The organism is Geodermatophilus sp. SYSU D00758, from assembly GCF_054049955.1.
On record NZ_JBJGYK010000057.1, the window covers coordinates 1 to 26569 of the forward strand.

General features: G+C 74.8%; 23 protein-coding genes. 5 read left to right on the forward strand and 18 right to left on the reverse strand.

All coding sequences use genetic code 11. The features are described from left to right. Nucleotides 1-37: 37 nt before the first annotated feature. The 14 genes from ACI8AC_RS23390 to ACI8AC_RS23455 form a co-directional block, all read right to left on the reverse strand. Nucleotides 38-1639, reverse strand: a complete 1602-nt coding sequence (locus tag ACI8AC_RS23390) for a methyl-accepting chemotaxis protein (RefSeq protein ID WP_456900249.1) — start codon at nucleotides 1637-1639, stop codon at nucleotides 38-40. A 288-nt stretch (nucleotides 1640-1927) separates the two neighbouring features. Then, nucleotides 1928-3535, reverse strand: a complete 1608-nt coding sequence (locus ACI8AC_RS23395; RefSeq protein ID WP_456900250.1) for a methyl-accepting chemotaxis protein — start codon at nucleotides 3533-3535, stop codon at nucleotides 1928-1930. Nucleotides 3536-3694: 159 nt separating this feature from the next. Beyond that, nucleotides 3695-4438, reverse strand: a complete 744-nt coding sequence (otsB, locus tag ACI8AC_RS23400; protein WP_456900251.1) for a trehalose-phosphatase — start codon at nucleotides 4436-4438, stop codon at nucleotides 3695-3697. After that, nucleotides 4435-5850: an alpha,alpha-trehalose-phosphate synthase (UDP-forming) gene (locus ACI8AC_RS23405; RefSeq protein WP_456900252.1), complete on the reverse strand. Its 1416-nt coding sequence runs from the start codon at nucleotides 5848-5850 to the stop codon at nucleotides 4435-4437. Before ACI8AC_RS23405 ends, otsB begins: the two co-directional genes overlap by 4 nt. 48 nt (nucleotides 5851-5898) lie before the next feature. Beyond that, nucleotides 5899-6252 carry a FluC/FEX family fluoride channel gene (locus ACI8AC_RS23410; RefSeq protein ID WP_456900253.1) on the reverse strand — a complete coding sequence of 118 codons (354 nt, stop codon included), beginning with the start codon at nucleotides 6250-6252 and terminating at the stop codon, nucleotides 5899-5901. Then, a complete protein-coding gene (locus ACI8AC_RS23415; RefSeq protein ID WP_456900254.1) occupies nucleotides 6249-6626 on the reverse strand; it encodes a fluoride efflux transporter FluC in 378 nt (125 codons plus the stop codon). Before ACI8AC_RS23415 ends, ACI8AC_RS23410 begins: the two co-directional genes overlap by 4 nt. A gap of 98 nt (nucleotides 6627-6724) precedes the next feature. After that, nucleotides 6725-7759 carry a TerC family protein gene (locus ACI8AC_RS23420; protein ID WP_456900255.1) on the reverse strand — a complete coding sequence of 345 codons (1035 nt, stop codon included), beginning with the start codon at nucleotides 7757-7759 and terminating at the stop codon, nucleotides 6725-6727. Nucleotides 7760-7970: 211 nt separating this feature from the next. Further along, nucleotides 7971-9728 (reverse strand): N-acetylglutaminylglutamine synthetase, encoded by a 1758-nt coding sequence (gene ngg / locus ACI8AC_RS23425; protein ID WP_456900256.1) that lies wholly within the window; start codon nucleotides 9726-9728, stop codon nucleotides 7971-7973. A gap of 13 nt (nucleotides 9729-9741) precedes the next feature. Further along, nucleotides 9742-11523, reverse strand: a complete 1782-nt coding sequence (locus ACI8AC_RS23430) for an N-acetylglutaminylglutamine amidotransferase (RefSeq protein WP_456900257.1) — start codon at nucleotides 11521-11523, stop codon at nucleotides 9742-9744. Between the two features lie 126 nt (nucleotides 11524-11649). Beyond that, the gene (locus tag ACI8AC_RS23435; protein ID WP_456900258.1) at nucleotides 11650-12408 is read right to left on the reverse strand and encodes an iron ABC transporter ATP-binding protein; all 759 of its coding nucleotides are present in this window, start codon (nucleotides 12406-12408) and stop codon (nucleotides 11650-11652) included. Further along, a complete protein-coding gene (locus tag ACI8AC_RS23440; RefSeq protein ID WP_456900259.1) occupies nucleotides 12405-13481 on the reverse strand; it encodes an iron chelate uptake ABC transporter family permease subunit in 1077 nt (358 codons plus the stop codon). The genes ACI8AC_RS23435 and ACI8AC_RS23440 overlap by 4 nt, the downstream gene beginning before the upstream one ends. Then, nucleotides 13471-14448: an ABC transporter permease gene (locus tag ACI8AC_RS23445; RefSeq protein WP_456900260.1), complete on the reverse strand. Its 978-nt coding sequence runs from the start codon at nucleotides 14446-14448 to the stop codon at nucleotides 13471-13473. Before ACI8AC_RS23445 ends, ACI8AC_RS23440 begins: the two co-directional genes overlap by 11 nt. A 79-nt stretch (nucleotides 14449-14527) precedes the next feature. Further along, nucleotides 14528-15553 carry a siderophore ABC transporter substrate-binding protein gene (locus ACI8AC_RS23450; protein WP_456900261.1) on the reverse strand — a complete coding sequence of 342 codons (1026 nt, stop codon included), beginning with the start codon at nucleotides 15551-15553 and terminating at the stop codon, nucleotides 14528-14530. Between the two features lie 108 nt (nucleotides 15554-15661). Next, nucleotides 15662-16486 (reverse strand): PaaX family transcriptional regulator C-terminal domain-containing protein, encoded by an 825-nt coding sequence (locus tag ACI8AC_RS23455; protein ID WP_456900262.1) that lies wholly within the window; start codon nucleotides 16484-16486, stop codon nucleotides 15662-15664. 135 nt (nucleotides 16487-16621) lie between these two features. Between ACI8AC_RS23455 and ACI8AC_RS23460 the strand changes: the two genes are divergently transcribed. Further along, nucleotides 16622-16987 carry a hypothetical protein gene (locus ACI8AC_RS23460; RefSeq protein ID WP_456900263.1) on the forward strand — a complete coding sequence of 122 codons (366 nt, stop codon included), beginning with the start codon at nucleotides 16622-16624 and terminating at the stop codon, nucleotides 16985-16987. Between the two features lie 52 nt (nucleotides 16988-17039). Further along, nucleotides 17040-17447, forward strand: a complete 408-nt coding sequence (locus ACI8AC_RS23465) for a hypothetical protein (RefSeq protein ID WP_456900264.1) — start codon at nucleotides 17040-17042, stop codon at nucleotides 17445-17447. Between the two features lie 66 nt (nucleotides 17448-17513). On the opposite strand, the gene ACI8AC_RS23470 is transcribed toward ACI8AC_RS23465, so the two are convergent. Then, nucleotides 17514-18194, reverse strand: a complete 681-nt coding sequence (locus ACI8AC_RS23470) for a hypothetical protein (RefSeq protein ID WP_456900265.1) — start codon at nucleotides 18192-18194, stop codon at nucleotides 17514-17516. 146 nt (nucleotides 18195-18340) lie between these two features. On the opposite strand from ACI8AC_RS23470, the gene ACI8AC_RS23475 reads away from it, so the two are divergent. Together ACI8AC_RS23475 and ACI8AC_RS23480 are read left to right on the forward strand one after the other, a co-directional pair. Then, nucleotides 18341-20647 (forward strand): SpoIIE family protein phosphatase, encoded by a 2307-nt coding sequence (locus tag ACI8AC_RS23475; protein WP_456900266.1) that lies wholly within the window; start codon nucleotides 18341-18343, stop codon nucleotides 20645-20647. A gap of 166 nt (nucleotides 20648-20813) precedes the next feature. Then, complete coding sequence (locus ACI8AC_RS23480; RefSeq protein WP_456900267.1) at nucleotides 20814-21338, forward strand: flavin reductase family protein; 525 nt, start codon at nucleotides 20814-20816, stop codon at nucleotides 21336-21338. 58 nt (nucleotides 21339-21396) lie between these two features. Here ACI8AC_RS23480 and ACI8AC_RS23485 read toward each other — a convergent pair whose 3' ends face one another. Continuing rightward, on the reverse strand, nucleotides 21397-22335 hold the full coding sequence (locus ACI8AC_RS23485) for a hydroxymethylglutaryl-CoA lyase (protein WP_456900268.1): 939 nt from the start codon (nucleotides 22333-22335) through the stop codon (nucleotides 21397-21399). Between the two features lie 144 nt (nucleotides 22336-22479). On the opposite strand from ACI8AC_RS23485, the gene ACI8AC_RS23490 reads away from it, so the two are divergent. Further along, entirely contained in the window at nucleotides 22480-23367 is an 888-nt protein-coding gene (locus tag ACI8AC_RS23490; RefSeq protein ID WP_456900269.1) for a GGDEF domain-containing protein, read from the forward strand. Between the two features lie 42 nt (nucleotides 23368-23409). Here the strand turns inward: ACI8AC_RS23490 and ACI8AC_RS23495 are convergent, their stop codons facing one another. Both ACI8AC_RS23495 and ACI8AC_RS23500 read right to left on the reverse strand, forming a co-directional pair. Next, the gene (locus ACI8AC_RS23495; protein ID WP_456900270.1) at nucleotides 23410-25650 is read right to left on the reverse strand and encodes an MMPL family transporter; all 2241 of its coding nucleotides are present in this window, start codon (nucleotides 25648-25650) and stop codon (nucleotides 23410-23412) included. Continuing rightward, nucleotides 25647-26279, reverse strand: coding sequence for a TetR/AcrR family transcriptional regulator (locus ACI8AC_RS23500; RefSeq protein WP_456900271.1), 633 nt, complete (start codon nucleotides 26277-26279; stop codon nucleotides 25647-25649). Before ACI8AC_RS23500 ends, ACI8AC_RS23495 begins: the two co-directional genes overlap by 4 nt. Between the last annotated feature and the right edge of the window lie 290 nt (nucleotides 26280-26569).

Genomic DNA, 26569 nt, shown 5'->3' on the forward strand with positions numbered 1-26569 from the left:
CGGGACCGGGGCGTGGACCCCGGTCCCGGCGGGCCGGTCAGTAGGTGAAGCGGGCGACGCCGGTGCGCAGGTCGGCGGCCATCCGGGAGAGCTCGTCGACCGCCGTGCGGGTCTGGGTCAGCGCCTGGGTGGTCGACTCCGCGGCGGTGGAGACCCCGGTGATGTTGTCGGCGATCTGCCCGGAGCCGGCCGCGGCCTCGCTGACCGAGCGGCTCATCTCCGTCGTGGTGGCGGTCTGCTCCTCCACCGCGGAGGCGATGGTGGTCTGCCGGTCGGCGATCTGGGCGACGACCTCGCTGATCCGGCCGATCGCGGCCACCGCCCCGGTGGTGTCGTGCTGGATGGCCTCGACCCGGCGGGCGATGTCCTCGGTGGCCTTGGCCGTCTCCTGGGCCAGCTCCTTGACCTCGTTGGCCACCACCGCGAAGCCCTTGCCGGCCTCCCCGGCCCGCGCCGCCTCGATGGTGGCGTTGAGCGCCAGCAGGTTCGTCTGCTCGGCGATCGAGGTGATCACCTTGACCACGTTGCCGATCTCGGCCGAGGACTCGCCGAGCTTGGCGATCGTGGCCGTGGTCCGCTCGGCCTCGGTCACCGCCTCGCCGGCCACCCGGGCCGCCTCGTTGACGTTGACCGAGATCTCCCGGATGGAGGCGCCCATCTGCTCGGCGCCCGCGGCGACGGTCTGCACGTTGCGCGAGACCTCCTCCGCGGCCCCGGCCACCACCCCGGACTGCGCGCTGGTCTCCTCGGCCGAGGCCGAGATCTGCGCCGAGGACGCCGACAGCTCCTCCGACGAGGCGGCCACCGCGTCGGCCGAGGTGGCCACACCCGACAGCACGGTGCGCAGGGTGCCCTGGGCCTGCTCCAGGGCCGCGGCCATCCGGCCGAGCTCGTCGCGGCCGCGGACCTCGGGGGCGACGGTCAGGTCGCCCTCGGCCAGGGCCTCCACCGCGCCCTGCACCGACCGGACGGTGCGCACCAGGCGGCGGACGACGAGGACGGTGAGGCTGCCGGCGACCGCGATGCCGGCCAGGAGGGAGATCCACAGGGTGGTGGTGGCACCGGAGGCGATGTCCGCCGCCGCGTCGGTGTCGGCCTGACCGGCCGCGACCCGGCGCTCCTGCATGGCGTTGTACTGGTCCATCAGCACGTCCGACCGGTCCTGCAGCGGGCCGGTGATGACGGCCGCCGCGGTGGCCAGGTCACCGGCGTCGGCCGCCGGGAGGAGCTGCTCCTCGGCGATCGCGTAGTAGTCCGTGACCGTGGCGTGGAACTCGTCGAACGCGTCCCGGTTGACCGTCACCGCGGCGTAGGCGTCGAGCTGCCCCTCGATGGTGGCCCGCCGCTCGGCGAGGTCGGTGCGCAGGGCGGCCCGCCCCTCGGCGTCGGCCAGCGGGTAGGTGTTGTACCGGGACCGGTCCCCCTGCCAGGACCGCTGGATGTTCGCCAGGTCGGCGAGGGTGACGACGTTGCCGTTGATGCGCGTGGCCGCCGACTCGAGCGCCGAGATGCGGTTGGCGGCGAGGACGGTCATGGCGACGGCGACGACGGCGAGGACGGCGACGGCGGCGCCGATCTTGACACCGACCGGGCGGTCGGCGAACCAGCCGCCGGAGCGGCCGGCGCGGGGTGCGGTCATGGCAGGGGGCTCCTGTGGTGCAGGGGTGGGTGAGGGCTCCCCGGTGTCCCCCCGGATCGGTGTTCCGGGTGTGACTCGTGGGTTCGCCCGGAATGGTCCGGCAATCCGTCCGACCGCGTCGCGAATTGTCGTGGCGTGTCGCGGGGCGCCACCGAGAAATGTCGGTCGCCGCATTTCGCCGGTCCGCATGTCGACACCGCCCGACCATTTCCCTCCGGGGCCGGATGTGGCGGAGGGGGAGTGCGCGGCCGGTCGCCGCGCACTCCCCCTCCCCTGGGGACCGGGTGCTCAGTACGTGAAGCGGGCGACGCCGGCACGCAGGTCGGCGGCCATCCGGGAGAGCTCGTCGACCGCCGTGCGGGTCTGGGTCAGCGCCTGGGTGGTCGACTCCGCGGCGGTGGAGACCCCGGTGATGTTGTCGGCGATCTGCCCCGACCCCGACGCAGCCTCGGTCACCGACCGCGACATCTCGTTCGTCGTCGCCGTCTGCTCCTCCACCGCGGAGGCGATGGTGGTCTGCCGGTCGCTGATCTGCGCCACGATCCGGCTGATCTCCCCGATCGCGGCCACCGCCGCCCCGGTGTCGCCCTGGATCGCCTCGACCCGCCGGGCGATGTCCTCGGTGGCCTTGGCCGTCTCCTGGGCCAGCTCCTTGACCTCGTTGGCCACCACCGCGAAGCCCTTGCCGGCCTCCCCGGCCCGCGCCGCCTCGATGGTGGCGTTGAGCGCCAGCAGGTTCGTCTGCTCGGCGATCGAGGTGATCACCTTGACCACGTTGCCGATCTGCGCGCTGGACTCCCCCAGCTTGGCCACCGTCGCCGTCGTCGTCTCCGCCGCCGACACCGCCCGCGCGGCCACCTCGCTGGCCTCGGCCGCGTTGGCGGCGATCTCCCGGATCGAGGCCCCCATCTGCTCGGCCCCGGCCGCCACCGTCTGCACGTTCCGCGACACCTCGTCCGCCGCCGCGGCCACCGCGCCCGACTGCGCGCTGGTCTCCTCGGCCGAGGCCGAGATCTGCGCCGAGGACGCCGACAGCTCCTCCGACGACGCGGCCACCGCGTCCGCCGAGGCCACCACGCCGGCGAGCACCTCGCGCAGCGCGGCCTGCGCGGAGTCCAGGGACGCCGCCATCCGGCCCACCTCGTCGCGGGACCGCACCCCGGTGGCGACGGTCAGGTCACCGGTGGCCAGGGCCTCCAGGGCGGTCGTCACCCGCCCGACCGGCCGGGTGATCGACCGCACGACGAGCCAGCTGACCCCCAGGACGACCAGGAGCGCCGCCGCGGCGATCAGGACGCTCACGGTCTCCGACCGGTCGATCGCCGCGGCCAGCCGGGCCTCGGCGTCCTCGGTCGCGGCCGCCATGGCGTCCTTGGCCTCCCCCACCGCCCCGTCGGTGAGGTCGTTGGCCGCCTGGACGTCCTCCCAGCGCAGCCGCGCGCCGGCCTGGTCGGCGACCGCCCCGTCGACGTACGTGGTGATGGCCGCCGTGTAGTCGCCGAAGTCGGCCTGCAGCGCCGCCACCGCCGCGGCCGGATCACCGGTCAGGTCCAGCGCGCCGAGCTCGGCCAGCAGCAGCTCCGGGGTCTCGATGTCCTCGGCCAGCTCCGCGAGCTGGTCGGCCGGCACCTCGCGCACGGCCGCCTTGTAGCCGTCGACCTTGAGCTCGCTGGCCCGGGTGTCGATCTGCAGGACCAGGGCCTGGGCCTCGGCGAGACCGGCCAGCTCCTCCTGCACCTCCCGGACGGTGGCGTTGCCGACGAGGACCGAGCCGAGCAGGCCGCCGAGGGCGAGCACGACGACGGTGACGAGGATCCCGAACTTGACCGCGAGCGGCCGGTCGGCGAACCAGCCGGCGCGGGGCGCCGGGAGAGGGGGAGCTTCGGGGGTGGGCACGGGGAACTCCTGGGGTGCGGGGGAGAGGTGTGACGCAGCGCCCAGGGTGGAGCCATTCCACGATCGGCGGCGACGCCGCGGCGCGCCGTTTCCGGATCGTTCTGCGGAATGGTGGTCAGTGCATTTCCGCCGTCCCCGTGTCGACAGCGGACACCATTGTCAGGCGAGCCGGTCGGCCAGTTCTCCCAGCAGGGGGACGACGTCCTCGGGGCCCGCGACCCGGTGCGCCGCGACCGTCTCCCCCTCGCCGACCTTGACGGTGAGGTCCCCGGCGGGCAGGACGCGGAACGCGTCCTCGTCGGTGCGGTCGTCGCCGAGGTACACCGCGGCGGCGGCACCCAGCTCGCCCCGGAGGCGGAGGAGCGCGCGGCCCTTGTCGGCGTCGGTGACGGCGAGCTCGAGCACCTCCTTGCCCGGCTTCTTCGTCAGTGACGGATCGGCGACGCGCTCGGCCTCCCGCAGGAGCTCGGCGGCCGCGGCGCGGTCGGCGACCTCCCGCACGTGCACCGCGACGCTCGCCGGCTTCACCTCCAGCCGGGCGCCGGGCACGGCGGCGACCAGCGGGGCCAGCCGGTCGGCGAGGGCGTCCCGGCGGTCGGCCAGCTCGCCGGCGAGCGGCCCGTCGTACTCCGCGCCGTGGCTGCCGACCCAGCGGTAGGGGCCGTCCAGCCCGCTGACCGCCCGGAGGTCGGCCACCCCGCGGCCGCTGACCAGCGCGACCGTGACACCGTCGGCGGCGGCGACCCGGGCGAGCACCTCGGCCACGCCGGGGGAGGGGACCGCCGCGCCCGGGTCCCCGACCAGGGGGGCGAGCACCCCGTCGTAGTCGCTGGCGACCAGCAGCGGGCGGCGGCCCGCGAGCTCGTCGAGGGCGGCGGACAGGCCCGGGGGCAGGGCGCTCACGCCTGGGCCTTGAGCGCCTCGAAGAAGGAGTTGGCCCAGTGGTCGAGGTCGTTGCGGGACAGGTGCCGGCGCATGGCCCGCATCCGCTTGGCGCCCTCGGCGGGGTCCAGCCGCAGCGCCCGCACCAGCTGGTTCTTGACCCCGGCGATGTCGTGCGGGTTGACCAGGAAGGCCTGCTTGAGCTCGGCGGCCGCGCCGGCGAACTCGGAGAGCACCAGGGCTCCGCCGAGGTCCCCGCGGGCCGCGACGTACTCCTTGGCGACCAGGTTCATGCCGTCCCGGTACGGGGTCACGAGCATGACGTCGGCGGCCCGGTAGAGGGCGGCGAGCTCCTCGCGGGGCATCGACTGGTTGAAGTAGTGCACCGCCGGCGCACCGATCGAGCCGAACACCCCGTTGATGTGCCCGACCTGCTGCTCGATGGTCTCCCGCATGGTGACGTAGTGCTCGACCCGCTCCCGGCTCGGCGTGGCCACCTGCACCATCACCGTCTCCGGCGCGGACAGCACGCCGTCCTCGAGCAGCTCCTGGAAGGCGCAGAGCCGGACGGCGATGCCCTTGGTGTAGTCGAGCCGGTCGACCCCCAGGATGATCTTCTCCGGGTTGCCGAGCTCCGCGCGGATCTCCTCGGCCCGCTTGACCACCTCGGGGGAGGAGGCCAGCTGGTCGAAGGCGGCGACGTCGATGGAGATCGGGAACGCCCGGGCCGTCACCGTCCGGCCGTCGTACTCGATGGTGGAGCCGCGGGCCGGCAGGTCGTGCAGCCGGCGGGCCAGCTGCACGAAGTTGGCCGCCGCGCTGGGCCGCTGGAACCCGACCAGGTCGGCGCCGAGCAGCCCCTCGACCACCGCCGAGCGCCAGGGGAGCTGGGTGAACAGCTCGTAGGGCGGGAACGGGATGTGCAGGAAGAAGCCGATCGTCAGGTCGGGCCGGCGCTGGCGCAGGAGGGCCGGGACCAGCTGGAGCTGGTAGTCGTGCACCCAGACGATGGCGCCGTCGGCGGCGACCTCGACGACCTTCTCGGCGAAGCGCTTGTTGACCTGGACGTAGGTGTCCCACCACGTGCGGTGGTACTCCGGCTTCTCCACGACGTCGTGGTAGAGCGGCCACAGGGAGGCGTTGGACATGCCCTCGTAGTAGCGGTCGACCTCGTCCTCGGAGAGCGGCACCGGGATGAGCGACATGCCACCGGACTCGAACGGCTCCGGGGCCTCACCGGCCGACCCGGACCACCCCACCCACGCGCCGCCGCGCCCGGCGACGAACGGCTCCAGCGCCGTGACCAGCCCGCCGGGGCTGCGCTGCCACCGGACGCTGCCGTCGGCCTCGGTCACCGCGTCGACGGGCAGCCGGTTGGCGACCACGACGACGGGGCTGTCCGCGTGCTCGTCTCCTGCCGATTCCCCAGCCATACCGCCCCCGACCCTACTGAGGGCGGCGGCGTCCGCCACCCGGAGGCCTCAGCCCGTGGCCAGCGCGTACCCCAGGGCGGCCGCTCCCAGACCCAGGACGACCGTGGCGACCACGTACGCCAGCGCCCGCGCGAGCGCGCGCGCCTCGGCCAGCCGGACGACGTCGGCGCCGAAGGTGGAGAAGGTGGTCAGCGCCCCGCACAGGCCGGTGCCGACGAGGGCCAGCACCCAGGCCGGGGCCGCCGCCGTCCCCAGGAGGACCCCGAGGACCCCGCTGCCGGCCACGTTGACCGCCAGCGTCCCCCGGGCGGGGTCACCGCCCCCGCGCCCGGCCCACCGGGTGACCAGCAGCCGCAGGGGCGCCCCGACCAGCGCGCCGGCCGCCACGAGGAGGGCGGTCACCGGGCTTGCACCCGGCGCACCGCCCGCACCCCGGCGGCCACGGCCAGCACGCCGCCGGCGACCGAGACCACCACGTAGCCGGCCACGACCCCCCACGCGCCGGCCTCGGCGCGGCCGACCACCTCCCCGGCGAAGGCCGAGTACGTGGTCCAGCCCCCCAGCACGCCGACCGCGAGCAGCGGGCGGGCCCACGGCGGCTCGTGCTCCCGGGCGGCCAGTGCGGCCAGCAGCGCCCCGAGCAGGAGACAGCCGGTGGTGTTCACCAGGAGCGTGGCCCACGGCCAGCCGGTGGGGGTGGGGGGCAGCGCCGTCCCCACCCACCACCGGCCCAGCGAGCCCAGCGCGCCGCCCAGCGCGGCCAGCAGGTAGGGCACCGGTCTCCCCCTGGGGCATAGGAAGCTCTCCCCCCGTCCCGGGGCCCGGGACGGGGGGTCAAGCTTCCTATGCCGCTCGGGTTCCCGTGCCGCTCGGGTCAGGTCCGGGACGCCGGGGTCCGGTGCACGCGGCGGCGCCAGACCGGCTCGACCTCGGCCTCCTCCTCCGCGGTCGCCGGGCGGAACGGGGGAGCGGCCGGTGCCTCGACCGCGCGGCGCCCCTGCCCGCGGGTCGCGCGCAGGCTCAGCCAGATCGAGGTCCCGAGGATGGTGGCGATGACCGCCAGGCTGACCGTGGTCGGGATGTAGAAGAGGTCGACCTTGAGCAGCATCTTGACGCCGACCCACATCAGCACCAGGGCGAGCCCGGTCTTGAGGTACACGAACCGGTGGATGAGGTCGGCCAGCAGGAAGTACATGGCCCGCAGCCCCAGGATGGCGAACGCGTTGGCGGTGAACACCAGGAAGGGCTCGTCGGTCACCGCGAAGATCGCCGGGATCGAGTCGACGGCGAAGATGACGTCGGTGACCTCGACCAGGACCAGCACCGCCAGCAGGGGAGTGGCCACCAGGACGCCGGCGCGGCGGACGAGGAAGCGCTGCCCGTGGTAGGTGTCGGTCATCGGCACGTACCGGCGGAACAGCCGCAGCGCCCGGGACCGGGACGGGTCGATGTGCTCGTCACGCTGGCGGAGCATCCGGTACCCGGTCCACAGCAGGAACGCGGCGAACAGGTAGAGGACCCAGCCGAAGGTGGCGATCAGCGCAGCGCCGCCGGCGATGAACAGGCCCCGCAGCACCAGGGCGCCCAGCACGCCGTAGAAGAGGACCCGGTGCTGGTACTCCCGGGGCACCGCGAAGTACGTGAAGATGATCGCCCAGACGAAGACGTTGTCGACGGCCAGGGACTTCTCGATCAGGTAGCCGGCGTAGTACTGCTGGCCGAACTCGGCCCCGTGGGCCCACCAGACCCACGCGCCGAAGCCGACGCCGATGGCGACCCAGACCGCCGACCACGCGGCCGCCTCGCGCACGCCGATCACGTGCGCGCGGCGGTGGGCGAACAGGTCGAGGGCCAGCATGCCCAGGATGACGGCGAGCACGGCGACCCAGAGCCAGAACGGGACGTCCACGGAAAGACCCCTCCAGTCGGTGATGACCAACCGGAGGTCTCTCCCGGCCCGGCACGGGCCCGCCGGCGCCGGGTCCCGACCGCGGGACCGTCCTGACGACGCAGGCGACGGGGATACTCCCCTCCTCACCGACGAGTGAAGCAGACTTCGTCTGTCAGTGCCAGTGGAGGACCTGGTGCCAGGAGACCTCGCACGCCGGACTCCGCTCGCCCTACCGGCGGCGGGTCTCCGGGAAGAGCAGGTCGACGAAGCGCTCGACGGTCGGCTGCGGCTCGTGGTTGGCCAGCCCCGGCCGCTCGTTGGCCTCGATGAACACGTGCTCGGGGCCTTCCACGTCGGGCACCATGAAGTCCAGCCCGGTCACCGGGATGCCGATCGCCCGGCTGGCCCGGACCGCCGCCGCGGCGATGTCGGGGTGCAGCCGGTCGGTGACGTCCTCGATGGTGCCGCCGGTGTGCAGGTTCGCCGTCCGCCGCACGCGGATGCGCTCACCGGACGGCGGGACGTCGTCCATCGCGTAGCCGGACTCCGACACCACCTCGGCGGTGGTGTCGTCCAGCGGGATCCGGGACTCCCCGCCGGTCGCCCGCTCCCGCCGCCGGCTGGTGGCGCGGACCAGGTCGGTCACGGGGCTGCGCCCGTCGCCGACCACCTCGGCCGGGCGCCGGACCGCGGCCGCGACCACCTCGTGGTCGATGACGACCACCCGGAGGTCGTCGCCCTCGACCAGCTCCTCGACCAGGACGTCGGGGCAGAACTGCAGCGCGAAGTCCACCGCCCGCTCCAGCGCCGGCTCCTCGTGGACGCCGACGGTGATGCCGCGGCCCTGCTCGCCCCGGGCGGGCTTGACGACCACCTCGCCGCAGTCGGCCAGCAGCCGGCGGGCGTCGGCCAGGTCGCCGTCCCCGGCGCGGACCCCCCGCGGCACGCGGACCCCGGCGTTCTCCATGATCCGCCGGGTCACCCGCTTGTCGTCGCAGCGGCTCATCGCGACGGCGGTGGTGAACTCCGACAGCGACTCCCGGGTGAGCACGGTCCGCCCGCCGAGGGAGAGGCGCAGCTCGCCCCACTCCGGGTCGGTGACCTCCACCCGCACCCCGCGCCGCAGCGCCTCCTCGGCGATGATCCGCGCGTAGGGGTTGACGTCCTCGAGCCCGGGGGGGCGGCGGCTGAACAGCGGGGTGTTGATCGGGTTCTTGCGCTTGACGCAGACCGCCGGGGTCCGGTGGAACCCGAGCTTGCGGTAGAGCGCGATCGCCCCGGTGTTGTCGTGCATGACCGAGAGGTCCAGGTAGGACCGGCCGCGGCCCACGTAGCGCTCGGCGAGCACCCGGACCAGGGCCTCGCCGGTGCCGGGCGGGGCGTCCTGGGCGTGCACCGCCAGGCACCACAGGCTGGCGCCGCCCTCGGGGTCGTCGAAGGCCAGCACGTGGTCCACGCCGGTGACCGTGCCGACCACCCGGCCGGTGCGCCGGTCCACGGCGACCAGGTAGGTGAAGGTGCGGGTGCGGTGGTTGGCCCACATGGTCTCGGGGTCCCCGACCACCATGTTGTTGCGGGCGTAGATCTCGTTGATCTGCTCCATCTCCGCCAGCGAGGTGACGGTCCGGACGAACACCCCGCGGATGAGGTCGTGCCGCGGGCGGTAGCGGTACAGGTCGAGCCGGTAGGTGTAGCTCGGGTCGATGAAGAGCTCGTCCGGTGCCAGGCCCACCAGCACGTGCGGGTCGCGCGGGTAGATGCAGATGTCGCGCCGCCCGGTCTCCTCGGCGCGCAGGGCCAGCACGATCCCGCGCAGGTCGGAGAAGGTCTGGCCGAACACCAGCCGGCCCCAGCCGAGGTCCAGGACGACGTCGGCGTCCATCCCCCGGCGCTGGTGGTCGGAGGGCTCCTGCCACGAGCGGTTGGTGAGCGAGGGGGTGTCGGCCACCGCGGAGCGGCGGCGGTGCCCGGCGAGCCGGGGCGTCATCGCGTCAGCCCCCTCAGACCCCGTGGTTCTGCAGCCAGAGCTCCAGGAGGCCCAGTTGCCAGAGCTTGTTGCCGCGCAGCGGGGTGAGCTCGCCGTTGGGGTCGGCCAGCAGGCCCTGGACGTACTCCGGCCGGAACAGGGCCCGGGCGCGGGCCGCGTCGCTGGAGAGGGCGTCGCGGACCAGGTCGAGGACCTTGCCCTCCAGGTGCGTGATCGCCGGCACCGGGAAGTAGCCCTTGGGCCGGTCGATGACCTCCGGCGGGATGACCCGCCGGCCGATCGCCTTGAGCACGCCCTTCCCGCCGTCGGCCAGCTTGAGCTCCGGCGGGCAGAGGGCGGCCAGCTCGACCAGGTCGTGGTCGAGGAAGGGCACGCGGGCCTCCAGGCCCCAGGCCATGGACATGTTGTCGACCCGCTTGACCGGGTCGTCGACCAGCATGACCTCGCTGTCCAGGCGCAGGGCGGCGTCCACCGCGGTCTGGGCGCCGGGCGCGGACATGTGCTCGCGGACGAACGCCAGGCTGGGGTCCTCGGCGAGGGCGTAGCGGTCGCCGACCACCTGGCGCATCTGCTCGTGGTCGCGGTCGAAGAACGCCTGCGCGTAGCGCGCCACCGCCTCCTCGCGGCCCACCTCGGCCAGCGGCGGGTACCAGTGGTAGCCGGCGAACACCTCGTCGGCGCCCTGCCCGGACTGCACTACCCGGATGCTCTGGCTGACCCGCTCGGAGAGCAGGTCGAAGGCGACCACGTCGTGGCTGACCATCGGCTCGGCCATCGCGCCGATGGCGTGCCCGAGCGCGGCGGCCAGCTCGTCGGAGGCGACCCGGATCCGGTGGTGGTCGGTGGCGAACCGCTCGGCGATCACGTCGGAGTAGCGGAACTCGTCGCCCTCCCGGCCGCCCACGGACTCGAAGCCGATCGAGTACGTGGCCAGCCCGGTCTGCCCCTCCTCGGCCAGCAGCCCGACGATCAGGCTGGAGTCCAGCCCGCCGGAGAGGAGGACGCCCACCGGGATGTCGGCGACCAGCCGGCGGCGGACGGCGACCCGCAGCGCCTCCTCGATGGCGTCCTCCCAGTCGCGGGCCGACCAGGAGGCGTGCTCGGGCCGCCGCTCGTAGGGGGCCTGCCAGTAGCGGTGCTCGCGGGTGGCGCCGTCGGGCTCGACGACCCGCACGGTCGCCGGGGGGAGCTTGCGGACGCCGTTGAGGATCGTCCGGGGCGCCGGGACGACGGCGTGCCAGGTCAGGTAGTGGTGCAGCGCGACCGGGTCGATGGAGGTGTCGACATCCCCGGCCCGCAGCAGCGCCGGCAGGGAGGAGGCGAACCGCAGCCGGCCCGGGGTCTCGGCCAGGTACAGCGGCTTGATGCCCAGCCGGTCCCGCGCGAGCACCACCCGGCCGGTGTCGCGCTCGTGGATCACGAAGGCGAACATGCCGTGCAGGTGGCTGACGACGTCGGTGCCCCAGTGGTGGTAGCCCTTGAGGATCACCTCGGTGTCGCTGGTGGAGAAGAAGCGGTAGCCGTGCCCCTCGAGCTCGGCGCGCAGTTCCTTGTAGTCGTAGATGCACCCGTTGAAGACGGCGGTCAGCCCGAGCTCGTTGTCCACCATCGGTTGGCTGCCGGTCTGGGAGAGGTCGATGACCGACAGGCGCCGGTGGCCGAACGCCACCCGCCCGTTGCTCCAGGACCCCTGACCGTCCGGCCCGCGCGGGACGAGGGCGTCGACCATCCGCGCCACCGCGGTGGTGTCGGCCAGGGAGCCGTCGAACCGGATCTCACCGGAGAGGCCGCACATGCATCATGATCTAACCCCTGCCGGGTCCGCGCCGCGATGCGGGGGAGGGGTATGCCGGTCGGGCGTGGCACGGGTCACCCGGCTCGGCGCCCGGCGTTCCACGTGGAACGAGCCGGCCCGGGCGGGTCAGCCGTAGTAGAGGGCGATCGGCCTGCCGTCGATCTCGCGGACGTCGACCGGCGTGCCGTAGACGGCCTCCAGCACCTCGGGGCGCATGACGTCGCGGGACGGTGCGTCGGCCACGACCCTGCCGTCGCGCATCGCGACGATCCGGTCGGACCAGGTCGCCGCGAAGTTGATGTCGTGCAGCACGACCACGATGCGCTTGCCGAGCTCGTCGGCCATCCGCCGGACCAGCCGCATGATCTCCGTCATGTGCCGCAGGTCGAGGTTGTTGAGCGGCTCGTCGAGCAGGACGTACCGGGTGTCCTGGGCGAGCACCATCGCGATGGAGGCGCGCTGGCGCTGACCGCCGGAGAGCTCGTCGAGGAACCGGTGCCGGTAGGGGTCGAGGTCGAGGTAGCCGATCGCGCGGTCGATGTGCCCGCGGTCGGCCACCGTGAGCCGTCCCCGGGAGTGCGGGAAGCGGCCGAAATCCACGAGATCCTGGACGGTCAGGCGCGCCGCGACGTGGTTGTCCTGGCGGAGGACGGCGAGCACCGTGGCGAGCTGCTTCGACGAGGCGGTCGCGACGTCCGTGCCGTCCACCGTGACGCGGCCGGCGTCGGGCCGGACGAGGCGGCCCACGAGGCCGAACAGCGTCGACTTGCCCGCGCCGTTCGGGCCGATGAGCGCGGTGACGCCCTCCCCGCCGAAGGCGATCGAGACGTCGTCGACCACCGTCTGGTCGCCGTAGCGCTTGGTTGCACCCTCGAGCGCGATCACCGCGCCCCCTTCCGCAGCACGAGGTACAGGAAGAACAGCCCGCCGGCGAACTCGATGACGGTGGACAGCGTGCCGCCGAAGTCGAGCGCCCGGTCGAGGACGAGCTGGCCACCCAGCAGGCAGACCATCCCGATGAGCACGGCGGCGGGCAGCGTCCACACGTGCCGGAACGAGCGCGCGTACGAGTAGGCCAGGTTCGCGACGATCAGGCCGAAGAACAGCACCGGCCCGACCAGCGCCGTCGACGCGGCCACCATCACCGAGACGACCGTGAAGAGGGTCATCACCACGCGCCGGTGCTCCACGCCCAGGCCCACGGCCGCCGGCGCGCCCAGCGTCAGCACGTCGAGCGTCCGCAGCAGCGGGACGACGGCCGCGCAGCCGAGGGCGACGAGGAGCGCGGTCAGCAGCAGCAGCGTCTCGTCGGGCCGGGTGAGCGAGGCGAACATCGCGTCGGAGAGCACCTGGAAGTCCAGCGGGTCGAGCATCCGCTGCATCCACTCGGTGACGGCGCGGAAGAACGTGCCGAGGACGATGCCCACCAGCAGCATCAGGTGGATCGAGCGCCGCTTGCCCCCGAACAGCCAGGTGAACAGCGCGACGCTGAAGCCCACCATGACGGCGACCTGGACCAGCCACAGGGTGAGCTCGTCCGCGGCGAGGAACGTCGCGGACCCCGCGACGAAGACGATCGCGGTCGAGATCAGCAGGTAGAACGCGTCGAACCCCATGATCGCCGGGGTGAGGATGCGGTTCTGCGTGATCGTGTGGAAGACCACCGTGGAGACCCCGACCGCCGCGGCGACGACGCCCATCGCGGCCACCGCGAGGCTGCGGATCCCCAGCGCGTAGGCGAGGGAGCCGGGGACGTCGGTGACCAGGTAGACCGCCGTGAGCACCAGGACGGCGGCGCCGAGCGCCGCCAGGCGCACCGGGGGCCGCACCCACGCCGCGGCCAGGCGGGTGCCGGTCCGGGCGCGCCGGCGACGACCGGGCGCGGGGTCGGACGGCGTGGCCGCCGGGGCGGTCGTCGCGGCCGCGCCGGAGGCCGTGGTGGCGGGATCAGTGAGCACGGCTCCTCCTCCGCAGCAGCAACCAGAGGAACAGCGCCGCGCCGATGATCCCGACGACGAGCGACAGCGGGATCTCGTAGGGGAAGCGGATGACCCGGGCGAGGATGTCGCACGCGACGACGAAGACGGCGCCGAGCCCCGCCACCCACGGGATCGCGCGGCGGACGTTGTCCCCGACGAGGAGGCTCACGACGTTCGGGACGACGAGCCCGAGGAAGGGGATGATGCCCGCGGTGACGAGCACCGCCGCCGTGATCACCGCGACCACCACCATGCCGACGGCCACCACGCGCCGGTAGTCCAGGCCCAGGTTGGTCGCGAACTCCTCGCCGAGGCCGATCACGCTGAACCGGTCGGCGGCGGTCCAGGCGACGACGACCATGAGCGCCGCGATCCAGACCAGCTCGTAGCGGCCGGACATGATGCTGGCGAAGCTGCCCTGCGACCACTGCTGCAGCGACTGCAGCAGGTCGAGGCGGTAGGCGAAGAAGGTCGTGACGGCGGCGACGACGCCGCCGAGCATGAGGCCGACCAGCGGGACGAGGACCAGCTGGCGCACCGGGACGACGCGCACCACCCGGAGGAAGACCCAGGTGCCGAGGAGCCCGAAGGCCGCGGCGACGCCCATCTTCCCGACGACGGCCATGCCCGGGAAGAACACCATCGTCACCAGCGCGCCCAGCGTCGCGAACTCGGTGACCCCCGTCGTGCTGGGCTCGACGAACTTGTTGCGCACGAGCATCTGCAGGATGAGCCCCGCGATGCCCAGGGAGGCGCCGACGAGGACCACCGCGACCGTCCGCGGGATCCGGCTCGCCACCAGCAGGAAGGCCGCGTCGCTCCCGGCGCCGCCGGCGAGCAGCGACGCCGGGGTCACGTCGGAGACCCCGGTGAACAGGCTCGTGACCGCGAGGAGCACGAGCAGGACGCCGACGAGCACCCCCGCCCCGGTGCGGCGGGGCCGCACGGGGGCAGGGGTGCTCGTCGGTGCCGTGAGGAGCGCCGTCACGGGGGACCGGGACGGTCCGCGGCCGGGATCGGGGTCGTCACTCCGCGATCTGCAGGACGTCGTCGATCATGACCTGCGTCGTGTCGAGGCCGCCGAAGACGATGTACCAGGCCATGGCGTCGAGGTGGACGATCCGGTCCTCGTGGGCGGCGGTCGTCTGCCGGACGATCTCGTTGTCGAGCACCGCCTCGGCCGGCTGCGTCCCCTCCTCGCCGGTGGCGGCGTCGCGGTCGACGACCCAGAGGGTGTCGGGGTCGGTCTCGAGCAGGAACTCGAACGAGACCGGCTCACCGTGGGTCGCGGCCTCGACGTCCGCCACGGCGGGCTGCACGCCGAAGACGTCGTAGATCAGGCCACCGCGGACGGCCGGGCCGACGGCGTCCTCGCCCGCGGGGGCCATCGCGCTGAGCTCGCCCCCCGCGACCATGAGCCCCAGACCCGTCCCGGCGTCGGCCGTGGCGGCCCGCGCCTCCTGGATGCCGGCCTCGATCTCGTCGAGCGCGGCGGCGGCCTCCTCCTCCGCACCGAGCACCTCGCCGAGGAACGTGGTGGTGCGCTCGAGGTTGTCGGTGTACGAGCCGCGGAGGCTCAGGTCGACGGTCGGGGCGATCTCGCTGAGGTCCTCGTAGAGCGCGGCCGAGCGGTTGGCGACGATGATGAGGTCCGGCTGCCGCGCCTCGATCTCGACGAGGTCGGCCTCGAACAGCGTGCCGGCGTTGAACGCGTCGTCGGCCAGGTACTGCTGCAGGTAGTCCGGCACCGAGTCGAGCGGGGCCCCCGCGACCTCGCCGCCGAGCGCGCCGATGGTGTCGAGGCTGGCGATGTCGAACACGACGATGTCCTCGGGGTTCTTCGGGACCTCGACCGTGGTCTCCTCGTACTCCGGGTCCTGGTCCTCGGCGGCGACGTTGCGGTCCCACGTGAAGGTCACGGTCTCGGCGGCCCCGGTGGTCCCGGTGGTCCCGGCCTCGGCGGTGTCCTCACCCGCGCCGCAGGCGGACAGGGCCAGCGCGGCGACCAGGGTCAGGGACGAGGCGGCCAGCGGCCGGGCGGCGGTGCGCATCGAGCTCCGTTCGTTGAGGTTTGCCTCGGCTAACTTAGGCGAGCCTCACCTTGCCCCGTCCGCCTCGTCGGCGACAGCGGCCGTTACCGTTTCGTGATGCGGCCTGGTTCACACGGCCGGCGAGGGGTCGATCCGCTGCGGTGCCCCGCCGAGCACCGCGGTGACGTGCGCGCGGGCACCCGGGACGACCCAGCGGCCGAAGGCCTCCCACAGCTCCCGCACGGCCGGGCCGGGCCAGCCCTCCGGCCGGAGGGCGGAGGGCAGCATCGGGTCGGACTGCCCGATGCGGCGGGCGTCGGCGAGCGTGCGCAGGTGCGTGGTGAGCGCCTCCGGCCCGGTCGGCGGCGGCCCCTCGAGCAGGCGCGCGAGCCGGTCGGCGAGGCCGGTGTAGGCGGCCGCCACCCCCTCGAGGTCCCAGCAGCGGGTGGCCAGCGCGCGGTCGGAGCCGTCCTCGGCCACCCGTGCGGTGAGCAGGTCGAGGCGGCTCAGCGGCTCCCGGGCCAGCTCGGTCCGCACCTCCTGGAGCGCGGCCCGGTGCGGCGAGAGCCAGGTCGCCGGGGCGAGCGGGCCGAACCCGTGCCGGGTCAGCGCCCGGCGGACCCGCTCGCGCGCCGCGCGATCGGTCTCCGGCACGGCGTAGATGACCACCCGCCACTGGCCGTCCCACGGACCGAGCCGCTCCTCGAGCCGCGCCCAGCGCCTGCGGACGCCGGCGCGCAACTCGTCGGTGGCGGCGTAGCGGGTCTCCCGGCCGTGCCGGGAGGCGGTGAGCAACCCCGACCGGCGCAGCGCCGCGGTCGTCATCCGCGTCGTCGGCTCGGCCACGCCGAACCCGGCCAGCAGGGAGACCAGCGTGCGGAGGCGGACCGGCCCGTCGGCCACCACGTCGAGGTGCTCGGCGAAGAGGTCCACGACCAGTTCGCGGACGGTCATCGCAGCCTCCCCGGACGGCGCCCGCGGCGGAGCCGCGGCGGTCGGCGACCCGGATCGCGGGTCGGTGCCCGGGACGTCCCCCCGGAGCGGGAGGATGACAGCCGTGCCGTCCACCACCGACACCGGGTACCGCCGGTGAACCCGGTCCTGGTCGGGACGACGACCGTCGTGGCGGTGCTGGTGGCCCTCGCCGGCCTGGCCTCGACCCTGGCGCGCCGGCGGATCGGCCTGCTCCACCTCTGGGGGACGGCGCTGCTGGAGCTCCTGCTGCTGGTCCAGGCCGTGCTGGCCGTCGTCCTCCTGGTGCGCGGCGAGCGGCCCGCGGAGACCGCGACGTTCCTCGGTTACCTGGGCGGGATCGTGCTGCTGCCGGTCGCCGGTGGGCTGTGGGCCCGCACCGAGACCAGCCGCTGGGCCGGCACCGTGCTGGCGGTGGCCGCCGCCGCGGTCGCGGTCATGATCTGGCGGCTGCTGCAGCTCTGGGAGGCGACCGGTGGCTGAACCGACGCAGGGAGGGCCGACGCGGGGGAGGCGGTCGGTGCGGGGGAGGCCGGTGCCGGACACCCCGACCGAGGGCGGACCGGGCCGGGTGCTCGTCGCCGTCTACGCCGTGTTCGCGCTCGCCGCGGGCGCGCGCGCCGCCGTGCAGCTGGCCACCCGGTTCTCCGAGGCGCCGCTGGCCTACCTGCTGTCGGCGCTGGCCGCGGGGGTGTACCTGGTCGCGGCGATCGCGCTGGCCCGGGACGGCCGGGGTGGGCGGCCGACCGCCTGGGTGGCGTGCTCGGTGGAGCTCGCCGGCGTCCTCGTCGTCGGCACGCTGTCGGTGGTCGACCCGGCGGCGTTCCCCGACGAGACGGTGTGGTCGGACTTCGGCCGGGGCTACCTGTACATCCCGCTGGTGCTCCCGGTGCTGGGCCTGCTGTGGCTGCGCCGGCGCAGCCGGGAGGCGCGGACGGCCTGACCGCCGGGCCCACGCGACCGTGCCCGGAGCGGCCGGGTCAGGGACCGCCGGATCCGGGCCGCCGGGTCAGAACCCGCCCCCGAAGTCGCCACCGCCGAAGTCGCCACCCCCGAGGTCGCCGCCGTCGTAGCCGCCGTCCTCGTAGCCCCCGGCGCCGTCCTCGTAGCCCCCGGCGCCGTCCTCGTAGCCCCCGGCGCCGTCCTGGTACCCCTCGGCGTAGGCCTCCTCGTCCCCGCCGCCGAAGAGCCCGCCGTCCCCGGCACCGGTGTCGAACAGGGCGTCGGCCACGGCGGTGCCGATGACCAGACCACCCACGGTGCCGAGCAGGCTGGCGCCGACCGTGCTGCCGAAGCCCGGGCGCCCGCCGTGACCGGCGCCGCCGAAGGCCCGCTCGAGGGTCCCCGGCCGGCGCAGCTCGGCGCGGGTGGCCGCACGGGCCAGCGTGCCCGGGTCGTCGGCGCGCGGGCGCTCGGCCTCGGGGACCGACGCGGCCAGCTGGGTCAGCACCTCCTGGCGCTGCTGCGGGGTGAGCTGGGCGAAGGCCTCGGCGTGCGCCTGCTCGATCGCGTCCGGGGGAGCGGTGCGCAGCAGGTAGCGGTAGCGCTCGATCGCCTGCTGGTCGGTGGGGGCAGCGCCGTCCACCTGCCGGCCGGTGGGGGCACCGCCGTCCCACTGCCGGGAGACGGGCGGGGCCGGGCGGACCGGCTCCCGTCGCCGTCCGCCGAAGAGCCTGTCGAGCAGTCCCACGAGGAGCACCTCCCTCCGGGCGGCGGCGCCGCCCGCCCCCCGGCGGTGCCCCGCCCCGGGCCGGGCCACACCCGGTCGGGCGGACCCCTGGTCAGCGCCGGGCCCCGTGGTGGCCTCGCCCGGACCGCCGCGGTTACTGTCTCGTCGTGCCGGGCGAGCGGGACCGACAGGGGACGTCCCCGCCACCACCCCGCGACGAGGCGATCGACGCGGGGCAGGCCGGCCTCGTCACGGCCGCGACCGCGGTGGTCTCCGAGCACGAGTCGAGCGGCACCGCCTCCGCGGCGCTGCCGGGCGTGCTCGCCGACGTGCCGGTGAGCGTCCTCGTCATCGACCGCGGCACCGGCCTGGTCACCTACGCCAACACGGCGGCGGTCGAGCTCGCCGGCAACGTGCACCTCCCGGTCGACATCGACACCTGGGGAGCCTCCGCCGGGCTGACCGACCTGGGCGGCGAGCCGCTGGCCAGCACCAGCGGGCCGCTGTCCCTCGTGGCGCAGGGGCAGCCGGTCGCCGGCGAGGCGGTGCGCCTGGCGCCCGGTCGCAGCTCCGAGACCGCCCGCGCGACCGCGGACGACGGGCACCGGGACCAGCTGCTGTGGGTCACCGGGTTCCCGCTGTCCCGGCCGGACAGCCACGAGCAGCTCTCGCTGGTCGTGTTCCTCGAGCTGACCGTCGGTGAGGGTGGGCCGGCCGACCCCGACCAGTACCTGCAGTCCCTGCGCGAGCGGGCGGTCATCGCCACCGACATCACCTTCACGATCACCGACCCGCGCCTGCCCGACAACCCGTTGATCTGGGTGAACCCCTCGTTCACCCGCATCACCGGCTACTCGTACGAGGAGGCGGTCGGGAGCAACTGCCGCTTCCTCCAGGGGCCGGCGACCGACCCCGAGTCCCTGGGCGTCGTCCGCTCGGCGCTGGAGCGGCAGGAGGCGGTGACCGTGACCCTGCTGAACTACCGCAAGGACGGCACGGCCTTCTGGAACCAGCTCTCCATCAGCCCGGTGTTCGACGGCGAGGGGGACCTGGTCAGCTTCGTCGGCGTCCAGACCGACGTCACCGAGCGGGTGCGCGTCGAGCACGAGCGCGAGGCCGCGTTCGCCGCCGAGCGCACCGCCCGCGAGGAGGCCGAGCTCGCCCGGGCGACCGCGGAGCAGTCCCGGGCCGACGCCGAGCACGCCCGGGCGGAGGCCGAGCGGGCGCAGAGCCGGCTGGCCCTGATGGCCGAGGCGACGAGCACGCTGATCGCGACGCTCGACCTCGCCGACCTCCTCGACCGGCTGGCGCGGCTGTCCGTGCCGCTGGTCGCCGACTGGGTGTTCATCACGCTGATCGACGACTCCGGGGCGGTCTCGCAGACGGCGTCGCTGCACCGGGACGGCCGCGAGCACGAGCTGCGGGTGCTGGACGCCCAGCACGTCCAGCACCTGCCCGAGGGGTCGCCGACGCTGCGCAGCATGACCACGTCGCGGCCGGTCCTGGTCGATCGCGCCGGGGAGCGGCTGCCGGGCATCTTCGCCAGCGACGCGGCCCGCGAGGCGTTCGAGCGGGTGGGCGCGGCGTCGGTGCTCGCCGTCCCGATGGTGGCCCGCCGGCGCACCCGCGGCGCGATCCTGCTCGCCCGCACCGACCAGGACCGGCCCTTCACCCAGGAGGACGTCGACCTCGCCGAGGACCTCGCCCGCCGGGCCGCCCTCGCCATGGACAACGTGCGGCTGTACCAGCAGGAGCACACGGTCGCCGACACCCTGCAGCGCTCGCTCCTGCCGGAGCTGCCCACGATCCCCGGCGTCGAGGCGGCCGCGCACTACGTGAGCGCCTCGACCGCGGCCGACGTGGGCGGCGACTTCTACGACCTCCTGCACCTACCCGACGGCTCGGTGGGCGTCGTCGTCGGCGACGTCGTCGGCCACGACGTCGCCGCGGCCGCCGCGATGGGCCACCTGCGCGGCCTGATCCGCGCCTGCGCCTGGGAGGCGGCCGACCCGGACCCGGGGGTGGTCCTCGCCCGGGTGGACCGCCTGGTGCAGGGCCTGCAGGTGGCCTCGCTGGCCACGATGGTCTACGCCCGCGCCGTGCCGCCGGCGGGCGAGGGGCGGCCCTGGCGGGTGCACGTGGCCAACGCCGGGCACCCCCCGCTGCTGCTGCGCGACCCGGAGGGCCCCGTCCGGGTGCTCAGCGAGGTGACCGGGCTGCTGGTGGGCGTGGACGGCGCCGCACGGCGCGAGACCGTCGTCCTCGACGTGCTGCCCGGATCGACGCTGCTGGCCTACACCGACGGGCTGATCGAGCGCCCCGGGGTCGACCTGGACGCCGGGATCGACGAGCTCACCACCCGGTTGGGCGAGACCCCGGCCGACGCCTCCCCCCGGCAGCTCTGCGACGCGGCGGTCGCCGGCTCGATCGACGGCCGGGACGACGTCGCGCTCATCGCCCTGCGCTTCGGCTGACCGCGCCTCTCGTCGGCCGGTGGCGTGCGCTCGCGGCGCAGCTCCCGCGGATCGCGCGCCCCGGCTGCACAGCACCGATCCGTCACGGCCGGACCCCCCACCGCGGCCGCCGGTGGGGGCTGCGCGCGGCGTGCGATCGCGGGAACGCGCGTGGTTGGCTGGCGTCATGAGCGAGGCGCAGCCCGAGTCGGGGGAGCCGGTCCCGGTCGTCGACCCGCGCACGATGCGCGACGTGCTCGGCCACTTCGCCTCCGGGGTCACCGTGGTCACGGCGATGACCGCCGACGGGCCCATCGGCTTCACCTGCCAGTCGTTCAGCTCCCTCTCGCTCGACCCGCCGCTGGTGGTGTTCGCACCCGCGCGCACGTCGACGACCTGGCCGCGGCTGCGCGACATCGGCCGGTTCTGCGTCAACGTGCTCGCCGAGGACCAGACCGACCTGTCGACCACGTTCGCCCGGTCGGGCACGGACAAGTTCGCCGGCGCGCACTGGCGACCCAGCCGGCACGGGTCCCCGGTCCTGGACGACGTCGTCGCGTGGATCGACTGCCGGCTGTGGGCCGAGTACGACGGGGGCGACCACACCCTGGTGGCCGCCTCCGTCCTCGACCTGGGCGCCGACCCCGGGCGCCGTCCGCTGGTGTTCCACCGGGGGGCCTACGGCCTCCTGGACCTCCCGCGGGGCCGCTGACCCGCCCGCCCCGCCGCCGGGACCTCGGCCCGGGCGGTCCGGCGCGCCCGGGCCGGGCTCAGCCGGTCGTCGCCGCCGCCCGGGGCACCGACCGGCCACCCGCCCGGTACAGCGAGCTGGGCAGCGCGTGGCCGACGGCGTCCTCGGTGACGCGGGCGGCGAGGAGGAGGGCGTCGAGGTCGATGCCGGTCCGCACGCCGGACTCCTCGAGCATGTAGACGAGCTCCTCGGTGGCGATGTTGCCGCTGGCGCCCGGGGCGAACGGGCAGCCGCCCAGGCCCCCGACGGAGGCGTCGAGCTGGGTGACCCCGGCCTGCACCGCGGCCAGCGCGTTGGCCTGCCCCGTCCCGCGGGTGTCGTGGAAGTGCACCCCGACCTCGACCCCCGGGCAGGTGCGGCGGACGGCGTCGAGCAGCTGCACCACCCGCATCGGCGTGGTCGTCCCGATGGTGTCGCCGAGGCAGAGCCGGTCGGCGCCGGCGGTGACCGCGGCCCGGGCGACGTCCACGGTGCGCGCCACGGGGGTGCGGCCGTCGAAGGGGCAGTCCCAGGCGGTGGCGATGATGACCTCGAGGGAGCCGCCCGCACCGTGCGCCGTGGCCGCGATCTCCCCGACCGCCGCGACGGCCTCGGCGGTCGAGCGCCCCGCGTTCGCCCGGCTGTGCCCGTCGGTGGCCGAGACGACGTACTCCAGGTGCGCCACCCCGGCGTCGACGGCGCGCGTCGCCCCCCGCGGGTTGGCCACCAGCGCCGACCAGTGGACCTCGTCCCACCGGGACAGCTCGGCGGCCACCTGGTCGGCGTCGGCCAGCGCCGGGACCGCCCGCGGGGAGACGAAGGAGGTCGCCTCGATCCGCCGGACCCCGGTGGCGACCAGCGCCTCGAGCATCGCCAGCTTGGCCGGCAGGGGCACCGGGGCCTCCAGCTGGAGCCCGTCGCGCATCCCCACCTCGCGGACGTCCACGGACGGTGGCAGGACCAGGTCGAAGTCGTTCACGGCAGACCTCCTCGTCGGCAGCTGGGTCCATCCTCCCCGTTCAGGGGGTTCCACGTGGAACTACCGGGGCACACCGATACGTCGAAGACCTGCAGTTCCGTGGTCCGGACCCGCAGGATGGGCACAGGGGGAGGTGGGGAGGCGATGAGCATGACCGGCACGGCGCCTCCGGCTGACCGCCGGAGCGTCTTCGACAACGCGCCGATGGGCATCGCGATCCTCACCCCCGACGGCGTCCTGGTCGACGCCAACCCCGTCCTCGGCCACATGCTCGGCAGGGATCCCGCGCAGCTGCAGAGCGTCCCGGTGCTCGACCTGGTGCACCCCGACGACATCCCGGCCGCGCAGGAGGCCCACGGTCAGCTGCTCGCCCTGCGCGGGAAACCGATGCGGCACGAGACGCGGCTGCTGCACCGCGACGGCAGCGCCCTGCCGGTGCAGGTCACCGCGGCGGCGGTCGAGGAGCCGCCCGGGGCGGGGGTCGACCACCTGGTGATGATCATCGAGGACATCACCGACCGGAAGGCGCTCGAGGCCCAGCTGGTCCACCAGTCGCTGCACGACCCGCTCACCGGCCTGCCCAACCGGATCCTGTTCCGGGACCGGTTGCGGCACGCCCTCGACCGTGGCCGCCGGGAGCGCACGCCGACCTGCGTCATCGTCATCGACCTCGACGGCTTCAAGGCCATCAACGACGAGCACGGCCACCACATGGGCGACCTCGTGCTCGTCGCCTTCGCCGAGAAGCTGACCTCCGTCCTGCGGGCGAGCGACACGGCCGCCCGGCTGGGTGGGGACGAGTTCAGCATCGTCTGCGAGAACACCGAGCGGCAGGACGCCGAGGTCCTCGCCGACCGGCTGCGCCGCAGCGTCCCGGAGCGGCTGACGCTCGGCGGCGCCACGGTCACCCTCGGCATGAGCATCGGCATCGGCTCGGTACCCGGGGGCGCCGACCCGGAGGAGGTCTACGAGCGGCTGGTCCGCGCCGCGGACGACGCCATGTACGCCGACAAGGCCGCCCGCCGCCGCTGACCCGGGCCCGACGGGGGTGTCCCCCACCGGGCCCGGCTCCGGTCAGCGGGCGGCGCCGACCGGCTCCCGCGGGGGCGCCGGCTGCGGCGCGGCGCCGAGCCGGGCACCCTCGACGTCCAGGTCGGGCAGCACCCGGTCCAGCCACCGCGGCAGCCACCACGCCGACCGGCCGAGCAGCGCCAGGACGGCGGGGACCAGCGTCATCCGGACCACGAAGGCGTCGAGCAGGATGCCGACCGCCAGGCCGAACGCGATCGCCTTCACCACGACGTCGTCGATGGTGACGAAGCTGGCGAACACCGAGAACATGATGAGCGCGGCCGCCACGACCACGCGCGAGGCGTGCCGGGCCCCGGCCAGCACGGCCGCCCGCGGCTCGGCACCGTGCACGTACTCCTCCCGCATGCGGGAGACCAGGAAGACCTCGTAGTCCATGGCCAGGCCGAACAGCACGGCGATGAGGATGACCGGCATGAAGCTGATCACCGGCCCCGTCGTCGGGACGCCGAAGAGGCCGGCCAGCCACCCCCACTGGAAAACGGCGACCACGGCACCGAAGGACGCCGCGACCGACAGCAGGAAGCCGAGCGCCGCCTTGAGCGGCACGAGCACCGAGCGGAACACCAGCAGCAGGAGGAGGACGGCCAGCCCGACCACCACCAGGGCGAACGGGACCAGCGCGGCGTCGAGCCGGTCGGAGACGTCGATGGCGACGGCGGTCTGGCCGGTGACCGAGACCTCCGCACCGGTCTGCGCCTCGAGCGCGGGCGCGAGGTCGCGCATCTCGGCGACCAGGTCGCCGGTCGCGGGCTCCTGCGGGCCGCTCTCGGGGACGACGGTGACCAGCGCGGCCGTGCCGTCGGCGAGCAGTGACGGAGCGGCGTAGGCGACGTCGTCCAGACCGCCGGTGAACCGCCCCGGCAGCCCCGACGGCGTGCCGCCGATCGCCACGGCCGCGGCGCCGGCCGCCTGCTGCGCGGTGGCCGGGTCCAGCCCGTCGAGGAGCACCACGAGCGGGCCGTTGAGGCCGGGCCCGAACGTCCCGTCGATCAGGTCGTAGGCCTGCCGCTGGGGGGTGTCCTCGGCGGCGGCGCTGTTGTCGGGCAGCGCCAGCTCGAGCTGCGCAGCCGGGACGGCGAGCACCCCGAGCCCGATGACGGTCAGCAGCACGGTGACCAGCGGTCGCCGGGTGACCAGCGCGGCCCAGCGCTCGCCGGCCGGCCGGCTGCCGGACCCCTCGACCTCGGCGGCCTCCCGGCGGGCGGCCCGGGACCCCGGCGCCGGCGCCAGCCGGGCGCCGGCGAAGCCCATGAGCGCCGGCAGCAGGGTCAGCGCCACGAGGACGGCGACCAGGACGGTGGCTGCGGCCGCCACCCCCATCACGGTGAGGAAGGGCAGGCCCACGACCGCGAGACCGGACAGCGCGATGACCACCGTGAGCCCGGCGAACACGACCGCCGAGCCGGCGGTGCCGGAGGCGCGCGCCGCGGACTCCTCCGGGTCCATCCCGGCGGCCAGCTGGGTGCGGTGCCGGGACAGGATGAACAGCGTGTAGTCGATGCCGACGGCCAGGCCGATCATCAGCGCGAGCGTCGGCGCGGTCGAGGACAGCGTGATGGCACCCGAGACGGCGAGCAGCCCGCCGAGGCCCACACCGACCCCCACCAGCGCGGTGAGCAGGTTCATCCCCGCGGCCAGCAGCGAGCCGAAGGTCAGCACGAGCACGAGGACGGCGACCGCGACACCCACGAACTCGGTCGGGCCGATCTCGACGCCGGTGGTGCCGAAGGCGTTGCCGCCGACGGCGACCTCCAGGCCGGCCTCCTCGGCGGCCTCCGTCGTCGACTCCAGGGCCTCGAGGCTGCCCTCGCCGAGCTCCTCGCGCTGCACCGTGTACTGCACGGTCGCCAGGGCCGCCCGGCCGTCCGGGGTGATGGCCCGGCTGGTGAAGGGGTCGGCCACCGCGGCCACCTCCGGCGCCCGGGCGGCGTCGGCGACGACCTGGGCGATGGCGGCCTGCACCGCCGGGTCGGCGACCGTCTGCCCTTCCGGGGCCACGAAGACGATCTGCGCCGAGGCACCCGCCGCGGCCGGCTGGAGCTCGGCGAGCCGGTCGAGGGCGGCCTGCGACTCGGAGCCGGGGATGGTGAAGCGGTCGTCGAACTGCCCGCCGGCGGTGACCGTGACGGCCACGACGGCGGCGAGGACGACGACCCACACGGCGGCGACCAGCCGCCGGGCGCGGAACGAGGCCCGGCCCAGGCGGGCCAGAAGGGTGCTCATGCGGGGTCTCCGGGTGGGGTGTCGGACAGGGTCGCGCGCAGCAGGAGGAGCAGCGCGGCGTGCTCGACCTCGTCGTCGGCGTCGCCGTCCACGGCCCGGCTGACGGCGAGGCCGTCGTGCAGGGCCATGAGGGTCCGGGCGACCTGGGTGGTCGGCACCGCGAGGCGCAGGCCGGTCCGGGCGGCGGCGGCGTCGATCATCTCGGCGATGCGGGACCGCAGCGCCGCGGTGTGCTCGCGCAGGGCGGCCGCCGCCTCCGGGTGCCGGGCGGCGTGCAGCGCGAACTCGGCCTGGACGAGGGTCCACGTCCGGTCCCCGCCGATCGCGTCCCTGCACCGCGCGACGGCGGCGGCCACCGGGTCCGGCTCGGTCTCGACGCCGGCCAGGCGCTCCTCGACCCGGCTGAGCTGCCGGTGGGTCTCGCGGGCGTACAGGGCGGCGAACAGCTCGTCCTTGGTGCGGAAGCTGGAGTAGAAGGCGCCGCGGGTGAAGCCGCCGCGACGGCAGACGTCCTCCACGCTGGCGGCCGCGAAACCGACGTCGGCGAAGGTCTCCAGCGCGGCGTCGAGCAGCCGCGCGACGGTCACCTCACGGCGCCGCTTGGGGCGCTCGAGCTCGGGTGCCGTCACGATGCACGAATGTATCGGATGCACGGATGTATCGAACTGTGGTCTGCACCTCGCCCGGTCGGGTGCCGGTCACCGGCTCAGCGGTCGGGCTCTCGGGTGATGTGCGGTCCCGGCGCAGGATCTCCGGAGGACGCACCCCGACCGCACATCACCCGGGGGTCAACGAGCGGCTCGACGCAGGCCGGGACGGCACCTGGCCGCGGTCGGCGACCGACGAGCGGGGCCCGCAGGGTCCCCGAGGAGGGATGCGGCCGAGCGGCTCGACGCAGGCCGGGACGGCACCTGGCCGC

Bases quoted from the DNA above. Each gene is read 5' to 3' on its own strand.
- ACI8AC_RS23390 (WP_456900249.1), bottom strand. From the start codon at position 1,639: ATGACCGCACCCCGCGCCGGCCGCTCCGGCGGCTGGTTCGCCGACCGC.
- ACI8AC_RS23405 (WP_456900252.1), bottom strand. From the start codon at position 5,850: ATGGCTGGGGAATCGGCAGGAGACGAGCACGCGGACAGCCCCGTCGTC.
- ngg (WP_456900256.1), bottom strand. From the start codon at position 9,728: ATGACGCCCCGGCTCGCCGGGCACCGCCGCCGCTCCGCGGTGGCCGAC.
- ACI8AC_RS23430 (WP_456900257.1), bottom strand. From the start codon at position 11,523: ATGTGCGGCCTCTCCGGTGAGATCCGGTTCGACGGCTCCCTGGCCGAC.
- ACI8AC_RS23450 (WP_456900261.1), bottom strand. From the start codon at position 15,553: ATGCGCACCGCCGCCCGGCCGCTGGCCGCCTCGTCCCTGACCCTGGTC.
- ACI8AC_RS23455 (WP_456900262.1), bottom strand. From the start codon at position 16,486: ATGACCGTCCGCGAACTGGTCGTGGACCTCTTCGCCGAGCACCTCGAC.
- ACI8AC_RS23480 (WP_456900267.1), top strand. From the start codon at position 20,814: ATGAGCGAGGCGCAGCCCGAGTCGGGGGAGCCGGTCCCGGTCGTCGAC.
- ACI8AC_RS23490 (WP_456900269.1), top strand. From the start codon at position 22,480: ATGAGCATGACCGGCACGGCGCCTCCGGCTGACCGCCGGAGCGTCTTC.
- ACI8AC_RS23495 (WP_456900270.1), bottom strand. From the start codon at position 25,650: ATGAGCACCCTTCTGGCCCGCCTGGGCCGGGCCTCGTTCCGCGCCCGG.